Origin of the sequence: Psychrobacter sp. DAB_AL32B, assembly GCF_002224105.1 — a bacterium.
Taxonomy (GTDB): Bacteria; Pseudomonadota; Gammaproteobacteria; order Pseudomonadales; family Moraxellaceae; genus Psychrobacter.
In genome coordinates, this window is sequence record NZ_NEXU01000010.1 from 34,263 (window position 1) to 44,474 (window position 10,212).

Annotated in this window: 7 protein-coding genes and 1 pseudogene; 5 read left to right on the forward strand and 3 right to left on the reverse strand. The window is 42.9% G+C overall.

Features of this window, described 5'->3' with window-relative positions; genetic code table 11:
- Nucleotides 1–7: 7 nt before the first annotated feature.
- The 3 genes from CAN34_RS01150 to CAN34_RS01165 all read right to left on the reverse strand — a co-directional run bounded on the left by CAN34_RS01150 (nt 8) and on the right by CAN34_RS01165 (nt 5,482).
- Nucleotides 8–1,051, reverse strand: coding sequence for an ABC transporter substrate-binding protein (locus CAN34_RS01150; protein ID WP_079692137.1), 1,044 nt, complete (start codon nt 1,049–1,051; stop codon nt 8–10).
- 607 nt (nt 1,052–1,658) lie between these two features.
- Entirely contained in the window at nt 1,659–3,761 is a 2,103-nt protein-coding gene (gene metG / locus CAN34_RS01160) for a methionine--tRNA ligase (RefSeq protein WP_079692135.1), read from the reverse strand.
- Between the two features lie 305 nt (nt 3,762–4,066).
- A complete protein-coding gene (locus CAN34_RS01165; RefSeq protein WP_089554080.1) occupies nt 4,067–5,482 on the reverse strand; it encodes a GntP family permease in 1,416 nt (471 codons plus the stop codon).
- A gap of 374 nt (nt 5,483–5,856) precedes the next feature.
- Between CAN34_RS01165 and CAN34_RS01170 the strand changes: the two genes are divergently transcribed.
- The 5 genes and pseudogenes from CAN34_RS01170 to CAN34_RS01190 all read left to right on the forward strand — a co-directional run.
- Nucleotides 5,857–6,570: a CoA transferase subunit A gene (locus tag CAN34_RS01170; protein WP_089554081.1), complete on the forward strand. Its 714-nt coding sequence runs from the start codon at nt 5,857–5,859 to the stop codon at nt 6,568–6,570.
- 81 nt (nt 6,571–6,651) lie between these two features.
- Nucleotides 6,652–7,281, forward strand: a complete 630-nt coding sequence (locus tag CAN34_RS01175) for a CoA transferase subunit B (RefSeq protein WP_089554082.1) — start codon at nt 6,652–6,654, stop codon at nt 7,279–7,281.
- Nucleotides 7,282–7,407: 126 nt separating this feature from the next.
- Nucleotides 7,408–8,208: a 3-hydroxybutyrate dehydrogenase gene (locus tag CAN34_RS01180; protein ID WP_089554083.1), complete on the forward strand. Its 801-nt coding sequence runs from the start codon at nt 7,408–7,410 to the stop codon at nt 8,206–8,208.
- 170 nt (nt 8,209–8,378) lie between these two features.
- The gene (gene mgtE, locus CAN34_RS01185; protein ID WP_089554084.1) at nt 8,379–9,734 is read left to right on the forward strand and encodes a magnesium transporter; all 1,356 of its coding nucleotides are present in this window, start codon (nt 8,379–8,381) and stop codon (nt 9,732–9,734) included.
- Between the two features lie 223 nt (nt 9,735–9,957).
- Nucleotides 9,958–10,212, forward strand: a pseudogene (locus CAN34_RS01190) (ATP-binding protein); the annotation flags it as partial.

The window sequence follows — 10,212 nt, forward strand, 5'->3', positions numbered from 1 at the left end:
ACAGCGATTATTTGCTGGCAGTTTTTGCTTTTTCATCAACATTAATGCCGTTTTTGAGCATATCAGCTGGTAAGCTCACACCTTGCGCTTTGGCATGTTTAGGGCTGATATACAAGGTTAAATCGTTCATCACTTCAGGCTTAATGGTATTGACCGCTTCACCATTTAAAATCCGGTAAACCATCTTGCCAGTGACACGTCCAAAATCATAGTCATTGACGCCAAGCGCTGCAGTTGCACCGCGTTGGACGCTGAATTCATCAGAGGCAACGATTGGAAGGCGAATCTCATTGGCCGCTTGGGTCATCGCTTCAAAAGCTGAGGCGACATTATTATCAAATGAAGTATAAATGATATCGGCGCGCCCTTGTAAGCTGCGTGTTGCCATCCCGATATCGGTTGGGCGGTTGGCCGGAATATCTAATAACGCTAGATTTCTTGCTGGTAATGCTTTTTTAAGCTCATCACGTAGCGATACAGAGTTGGCTTCACCAGGACTGTAAACATAACCGATAGTTTTCAAATCTGGCTTAATTTTCTGTAATAAATCTAACTGCGGCTCTAAAGGTAATTGGCTTGAAAGTCCTGTCAAATTACTTTGAAAGGGTTTGCCGTCTGCCGTAATAAGTTTGGCACCAAGTGGGTCTGAAACAGCGGTATACACAATCGGTATCGTCGTAGTTGCGGCAACGATAGACTGTGCTGATGGGGTAGAAATAGCCACAATTGCATCGGGATTATCACCAACGAATTGCTTAGCAATCTGTCCTGCTGTAGCGGTATTGCCTTGAGCGCTTTGAAAGTTAACTTTTAGATTTTGACCTTCGATGTAACCATTATCTGCCAGCTCATCAATGATACCGCGACGCATGTCATCGAGCGATGGATGCTCAACAATCTGAGTGATAGCCAGCGTTTTAGCGGGTTTTTCTGTAGTGACAGCGCTGTCAGTTGTGGTGGCAGTGTCGGTAGAGTTAGAGCAGCCTGATAATCCAAGCGCGGCGCTAATAGCAGCGCCAAATAGGCTGAGGCGTAGGGTAGTAAAGGTCATTTTATTCTGGCTCGTAGGTTAGAAAATGCAGGTTACCCGAGTCAATGCTATGCGTATACTGAGATAACGGGCTAACATCAAAGTGATCAATCCATAGATCATTACGTTCATATTATGACAGTAATGTAACTTATGGCAATAAGAAATTGAAGCGTATTCGTCACGAGTATTAATAAGGAGTGTGTTGAGTGTTTTATTAAATGATTTCTCATTTATTTTAACCATAAAAAAGATGCCACCTAGGACATCTTTTTTATGGTTAAGTTTGTTGTTTGGTTATTAATCAAAAATACGCCATATATTGCTAAATAACCACCAAAGCAAGCGCAATGGAATCTCGACTATATCAATAAAGTCAAACCAATCCCATATATGCGAAGGCTCTGAATGACGGTAACGTCGTGAGCGATTTATATCCGCCGTATATATGAATAATAAGGCGCTAATAATACCGCTGCTAATAGCAATCCATAGAGCGGTTATATCGTTGCTAAAAAACCAATAAACAAGTAAGCCAAAGGTTAAATAAAGGAGAATATCTGCCAACAGTCTTAGCAATACCATTGTTATTCTCCATTATTCAATGCATCAGTAATAACAATGCTATTTAGGCCAGTACATCACCGATAACACAGTTATCAGGTAGTGTAACGACTGTTAGCTGAGTTTTTGGATTGCCTGTCGATAACACCATGCCTTCTGAGATACCAAACTTCATCTTACGCGGCGCAAGATTGGTCACGCAAATCACCTTTTTATCAAGCAATTGCTCAGGCTCATAAAATTTACGAATACCGCTAAAGACATTGCGCGGCTGACCTTCACCTACATCTAAGGTAAATTGCAGTAGCTTATCAGCACCTTCGACATAGTTACATGCTATGACATGAGCCACTTTCATCTCAACTTTGGCAAAGTCTTCAATACCAATGTAATCGGCTTGCTCTGCACTTGCATCAGTATCTTTCGCTGCTGGCTGAGTGTTTTTAGCCACTGGTTTTGCGTCTTGAGCAGCGGTTGGTGTCGCCGTTATGCCTAATGATGCTTTTGAGTCCTCAACCATTGCTGCTATGTCTTTTTCTTCAATACGCTGCATCAGCGGTTTGAATTTACTGATTTTATGACCAAGTAACCACTCATTACGACTGGCAAAACTTAAGTCATCAATGTTTAAAAATTCTTTGGCATTGGCGGTCAGCTCAGGCAATACGGGCGCAAGATATACCATTAATTGACGGAAGATATTAATCGCCACCGAGCAGACGTCTTGAACTTCTTGCTCTGAGCCTTCTTGCTTAGCAAGTGACCATGGTTTTTTCTCGTCGATATACTCATTCGCTTTGTCCGCACATTGCATGATTAAGCGCATGGCCCGCGAGAACTCACGGTTTTCATAAGCGGCGGCAATCTCGTCGCCCGTTTTGGTGATATCTTCTAACAACCGCGGCTCTGCACAAACCTCTGTGAGCATGCCGTCGTATTTTTTGACCAAAAACCCAGCGCTGCGACTGGCAATATTGACCACTTTACCGACTAAGTCAGAATTGACCTTTTGCATAAAGTCTTCTAGATCAAGGTTGATATCTTCAACTTTGTCAGACAACTTGCTGGCAAAATAATAACGCAGATATTCAGGATGTAGATGCTCAGCGTAAGTGTCAGCCTTAATAAAAGTGCCGCGTGACTTACTCATTTTTTCGCCATTAACCATTAAGAAACCGTGAGCAAAGACACCGGTTGGCGTACGGAACTCACTACCGGCAAGCATTGCTGGCCAAAATAGCGCATGAAAATAAACGATATCTTTACCAATGAAGTGATAAACCTCAGTTTTATGCTCGTTTTCTTGCATCCAGTAACGGTCAAAGTCCAATTCGTTTTCGGTACCAGCACGCTTATCACACAAGTTCTTAAAGCTTGCCATGTAACCGACAGGCGCATCAAGCCAGACATAGAAATATTTGTCTGGCTCATCGCTTGGGGTATCTGGAATCTGAAAGCCAAAGTAGGGTGCATCGCGCGAGATATCCCAACTGGTCAGTCCAGCGTCAAACCATTCTTGTAGTTTGTTGGCGACCGACACTTGCAGGCGATTGTCACTACGCGTCCAATCTTTTAAGAATTGCTCAAACTCAGGCAAGTCAAAGAAATAATGCTTAGAGGTTTTAAGCACAGGCGTGGCATTTGATAACGTTGAATGCGGGTCTTTCAGGTCTGTTGCATCATAGGTAGTACCACATACTTCACAGTTATCACCATATTGGTCTGGCGAATCACATTCAGGGCAAGTGCCTTTGACAAAACGATCGGCTAAAAACAGTTGTTTTTCAGGATCAAATAGTTGCTCGACGTCGCGGGTAGAGATATGCCCAGCGTCTCTAAGGCGACGATAAATCAGCTCAGAGCATTCTTTGTTTTCTGCAGAATGGGTTGAGTGATAATTATCAAAATTAATTAAAAATTTAGCGAAATCAGCCTCATGTGCGGCTTGCACATTGGCAATTTGCTGCTCTGGAGTGATGCCATTGTCTTCGGCTTTGAGCATGATGGCCGTACCATGAGCGTCATCAGCGCAAACATAAGTGACCTGATGACCTTGCGCCTTCATCGCTCGCACCCAAATATCAGTTTGGATATACTCTACAAGATGCCCCAAATGGATGTCACCATTGGCGTAGGGCAGGGCACTGGTTACTAGAATCTCACGCACAAAATCACCTATATTTTTATATGAACGGATTGATTATCAATAGAAATTAAAAAAGTGTGCCTATGATACCGTAATTCGGCTAAATTTGTGATATTCCTCAGTAATTAATACGGTAATTAACTCTACACGACCTATAGAAGTGTCATTCTTTTATGAGACGTCGATAGTCATACTGTCTATAGTTAACCATGATCGAACCGCCATAAAAAACCCACCAAGTAATTGCTCAGTGGGTTTTTAGTATTAAGTGATAATCATGAAATCTAATGATTTATAGCTACTCATTATGGATTCATTTAAGCAAATTAGAATGACCCAAACAGCGTACCTAAAGTAATGACTACTGCTACGGCAATCAGTGGAATAACCATGGTGACCATTGCCACGTTCAAATAGGATTGTTTATGCGTCAGACCACAAATCGCCAGTAAGGTAATGACTGCGCCACTGTGTGGCAAGGTATCTAAACCACCCGCTGCCATCACAGCGACTCGGTGCATCAGCTCTGGATCAATACCAGCGGCGACTGCCATTCTTAGATAATCTTCACCCAATGTTGATAGCGCAATACTCAAACCACCAGACGATGAACCAGTAATACCAGCCAGCGTGGTCATAGCGACGGCTTCTGAAATCAATGGATTACCAGGAGTAAGATTTAAAATACTATCACGAATGATGAGGAAGCCTGCCAATGAGGCAATCACTGCACCATAGCCTACTTCAGATGCCGTATTAAAGATTGGCAACATCGAATCATAAGTACCACGGTTGATGGTTTTTTGCAGATTTGTCCAATGACCGATACGCATGACGATTAGCACCACACAAGCTACAACCAATGAGATAATAATCGACCACAGCCCGAGTGAGCCTGCGATATTCAAGTCTGGGAACTGGGTCTGTAAGCCACTAAAGTCCATCGATGGGAAGATGAAGTAAGTCAATAAAGCGTTTAGACCGATAACCAAGACCAATGGAATCATAGCAACGGTAAATGACGTATGATGCGTACTGAGCAAATTAGTGTCCGTTGTAGTTCCACCAATACCGCCCACATCACTATCATCATGCTGACCGTAACCTTCACCTGCTGCATTGGCTTTTTGGGCTCGTGACTGCAACCATAACCAACCACAGATAAACATGATAGTACCGCCGATGATACCTAAAATAGGCGCGGCAAATACGTTGGTATTGTAATAAGGAATCGGAATGGCATTCTGAATAGCGGGTGTGCCTGGTAATGCCGTCATAGTAAAGGTGAATGAACCTAGGGCAATCGCAGCTGGAATCAAGCGCTTAGGAATATCAGCGGCTTTAAACAAGTCTTTGGCGATTGGATAAATGGCAAATGCCACGACGAATAACGACACGCCGCCATAGGTCAAAATGCCACAAACTAGAATCACTGACAGAATAGCTTTGCTGGCACCAAGCTTTTCGACCACGGTATTGGCAATAGCTGTTGCTGCGCCAGAGTCCGCCATCAAACGCCCAAAGAGTGCACCCAATAAGAAGATAGGAAAGAATTTGAGTAAGAATCCACTCAATGCGCCCATAAATACATCGGTATAGGCGGGAATAGTGCTTAGAAAGTCACCTGAAAGTAGTACCGCTAAAGCGGCCATAATCGGTGCCAAAATCAGCACGGAATAGCCGCGATAAGCAAAGAACATCAATAATAACAAAGTAATAACGATAGCAAATGTACTGAACATGACCGCCCTCCTTGGCTAAGTTAAGCCTGAGAGTATGCAGGGCACAAAGAAATAGGTCAATAAAATTAAACATAACAGATGATTTAACGTATTTTATCAAACATTATTCTAGATAAGTATGGTAGGGATCTATTCTATATTGCTCAAGCTGCACTACCTTCTATGCACTACTTTATATAAGCTTCATATTATTCTCTAGTCGCTGCTAGAATAATATGTTAAGTTATCAGAGGTATTATTTTTATAATATATCGATAGAAAATGTATTAATATAAATACAAAAATGATGAATGGTCTAGTGGTTTACATACGCAAAAATCAATGATGATAAATCAGTTATGAATAATAAAAATGAGACTTGCAAGGAGATAAGCATGAGTCAATCAAAAGTATATAGCAGCGCTGAAGAGGCGTTAAAAGGTATCGTTAGTGATGGACAAACTCTCGCTATCGGCGGTTTTGGTCTGTGCGGTATTCCTGAAGCATTAATTGAAGCACTGCGCGATAGTGGTGTTAAAGACTTGACCTGTATCAGCAATAACGCCGGTATCGATGACTTTGGCTTAGGGCTATTATTACAAACCCGCCAAATCAAAAAAATGATCTCATCGTATGTTGGCGAGAATAAAGAGTTTGAGCGTCAATACTTGGCAGGCGAGTTAGAAGTTGAGCTGACCCCGCAAGGCACATTAGCCGAAAAGCTACGTTCAGGCGGTGCAGGTATTCCTGCATTTTATACCGCAACTGGCGTCGGCACACAAGTCGCTGAGGGTAAAGAAACGCGTGATTTTGACGGTCGTACTTATGTACTTGAGCATTCATTACGTGCCGATGTGTCGCTTATCAAAGCGCAAAAAGCCGATAAAGCAGGGAACTTAATCTTTAATAAAACCGCGCGTAATTTTAATCCAGACTGCGCGATGGCTGGCAAGATTACCATTGTTGAAGTAGAAGAAATCGTAGAGACGGGCACGCTCAATCCCGATGAAATTCACCTACCGGGTATTTTTGTGCAGCGTATCGTATTAAATAGTAACCCCGAAAAGCGTATCGAAAAAACCACGACTAAAGCAGTCGAAGGCGCTTAAGTACTTAGTTAAGGGCTTTATCGAAATATTTTTAAACGATTAAATTAATAATAAAGTATTGTGAAAAATAAGGAAGTTACCATGGCATGGACAAGAGAGCAGATGGCACAGCGTGCCGCACAAGAGCTACAAGATGGCTATTATGTAAATTTAGGCATCGGTCTACCCACTTTAGTGGCCAACTATATACCTGAAGACGTAGATGTTTGGCTACAGTCAGAAAATGGTCTGTTAGGGATTGGCGAGTTTCCTACCGAAGAAAACGTAGATGCCGATTTGATTAACGCTGGCAAGCAAACCGTGACCGCAGAATCAGGTGCCAGTTATTTCAGTAGTTCAGAGTCGTTCGCGATGATTCGTGGCGGACATGTTAACCTTGCGATATTGGGCGCGATGGAAGTCTCAGAACAGGGCGATTTGGCGAACTGGATGATTCCCAAAAAAATGGTCAAAGGTATGGGCGGCGCGATGGATTTGGTCGCTGGCGTACAACGCGTGATTGTATTAATGGAACAGGTTAATAAACACGGTGAGCCAAAAATCCTAGCCAATTGCGAGCTGCCATTGACGGGTAAAGGGGTGGTCGATCGTATTATCACTGAGCTTGCTGTACTTGATGTGACGGAGAATGGATTGAAACTGGTTGAGCTGGCAGAGGGTGTTAGCTTTGAAGAGCTACAAGAAAAAACACCAGTGAGCATTGTCCAATAGTTTTGATGTTATATCGGATGTTAGAAAGGCTGATTAATGCGTTGTTTAAGAGCCACTATATTTTAGGGGCTTATTTATAGCTTTAATTCATTACTACACATCATTACCCATTATTAAGGATAATATATGGCGACTCAATTACAACAGGATTTGACAGGTAAGGTGGCATTGGTCACTGGCGCCGCAAGTGGTATCGGACGTGATATTGCTGAAACTTATGCCAAAGCAGGGGCAGCGGTGGGTATTGCAGATATCAATCTTGAAGCTGCTCAGAAAACGGTTGATGCTATCGAAGCTACGGGCGGACGCGCCCTCGCGATTGCTATGGACGTGACTTCAGAGAGTGCCGTCAACCACGGAGTGCAACAGCTGGTCGATACCTTTGGTGGTATTGATATTCTCGTCTCCAATGCCGGTATTCAGATTATCGATCCGATTAATAAAATGGCGTTTGAAGATTGGAAAAAAATGCTCGCTATTCATTTGGATGGGGCATTTTTAACCACCAAAGCCGCTGTACAGCATATGTATAAAGACGATAAAGGCGGTACGGTCATCTATATGGGTTCTGTGCACTCGCATGAAGCATCAATGTTTAAGGCACCTTACGTCACGGCAAAACATGGTCTGCTTGGGCTGTGCCGTGTATTGGCGAAAGAAGGCGCTGAGCACAATGTACGCTCACATGTGATATGTCCAGGTTTCGTCAAAACGCCTTTAGTCGAAAAGCAAATTCCGCAACAAGCTGCCGAAAAAGGCATCAGTGAAGAATCGGTCGTCAAGGATATTATGCTGGTTAATACGGTCGATAAAGAATTTACCACTGTCGATGATATTGCCCAATTAGCCTTATTTTTAGCGGCTTTTCCAACGAATGTCTTTACTGGACAATCTATCGTTGCCAGCCATGGATGGTTTATGAATTAATCGTTTTGATTGGTATTTTTTGGCTTAATAGTCATTAGCTTGCTAAAAAAGCCCAAAGCTTGATAAAAAAAGACCAATCCAGTAGCATCTAGCTTTATATTAACTTGAGCCAATTGTATTGGCTCTTTTTTATGAGCGCTTGCTGCATCGATTTGGGCGCAAGGAATAAAATGATAAATAATAAAGATTTTGCATTGGGTTTTGCAGCGAAACTAAGCCGTGCTATCGAGCAACAGCATTTTGAGCAAGCGATTAAAGAAGTTCAAACGTTACGTCCTATTGATATCGCTGATGTGATAGCACTTATTGAGCCTCGCCTTGCTTGGCAATTGTTAGAGCAGCTGCCCAATCGTTCTACGATATTTGCCTATTTAGATGCGGATATTCAAGTTGAACTGGCCTATGTGTTCCCTCGAGCTATCTTAGCGAAGCTAGTAGGCGAGATGCCTTCTGATGAGCGTACGGATTTATATAAGCACCTAAGCCAAGATCAACGAGATGCTTTGTTACCGGCATTAGCACAAGCAAAGCGCGAAGATATCCGACGCTTATCTGCCTATGAAGAGCGCACTGCCGGTGCCTTGATGAGCTCTGACTATGCGACTTTAGGTGCTCAGATGACTGTCTCTGAAGCATTAGATGCATTACGATTAGAAGCGCCCGACGCTGAAACCATTTATCATACCTATGTGATTGACGATGACCGTAAGCTGCTCGGTGTGGTGTCATTAAGAGTACTGATTTTAGCATCACCAGAGCAAATAATTCATGACATTATGCTCAGCTCCGTCATATCTTGTGATGTGAATGATCATCAAGAGGACGTTGCTAAGACCGTTGCCCGTTATGACTTAATCTCCTTGCCCATTACCGATGCAAGTGGTGCTTTGGTCGGTATTGTCACGCATGATGATGCGATGGATGTGGCGAGTGATGAGGCGACCGATGATTTTCATAAGTCAGGCGGTGTCTCTACGATGGTAGGTCGTTTAAAAGATGTCAGTATTCGAGTTTTATATCGTAAGCGGGTATTTTGGCTGGTATTTTTAGTATTTGGCAACTTGCTTTCAGGGCTGAGCATTGCAAAATTTGAAGATGTAATAGCAGCAAACCTAGTATTGGTGTTTTTCTTACCTTTGCTGGTTGATAGCGGTGGTAATGCAGGCTCACAGTCGGCGACCTTGATGGTACGTGCTTTGGCAACTGGCGATGTGGTCATGCGTGATTGGTTTTCATTACTGGGCCGTGAAGCAATGGTCGCTTTAATGCTCGGGGCTACGATGGCGGTGGCTATCTCAATCATCGGTTATGTGCGTGGCGATGCCGTTGTTTCTTTAGTGCTGGCAATGAGTATGATGTCCGTGGTTATGATTGGTTGTGTGATTGGTATGAGTCTGCCTTTTATATTGAACAAACTAGGCTTTGATCCTGCCACTGCCAGTGCGCCTTTGATCACATCAGTTTGTGACGCGGCAGGCGTGCTTATTTATCTATTTATTGCTTCAAAGTTTTTGGCGATAGGTTAAGGTCGTTTAAAAGATAGAAATCGGCGAAAATATAAGACAGTATAGACACATCGTGCAAAGCTCAGACCTACTGACAGTGTGGTTTTTTTATACCTCTCATTGAGCTACACTGTATACATAAAACCGTCTAGCTAAATTGTTTCGGAATATATTTTTTCGTTCAAATATTATTTGAAAAAGCGTCATTGGAATTTGCCAGACTTAACCATCTATAGAGGTAGCTATGTTTAACTTTATAAAAAAAATAGGATCTTCAAAATCCGAGACTCCGCAGCAGCAAGCTGAGCTTGATAGTGCCGTTGATAAGGTACTGTTAGGTTATCAGGTTGGTAGTACCAGTATTGCTACTATGGTAACGGGGCTTGAGCGCGCCGGTGACCAGTTGACTTTGGATTTGCGCTTGCCGCATGCTAGCGATCCGGAGATTATTCAGCAAGAACTTGGACAATTGCTACATCCGCACGGTATCAAGGTTATT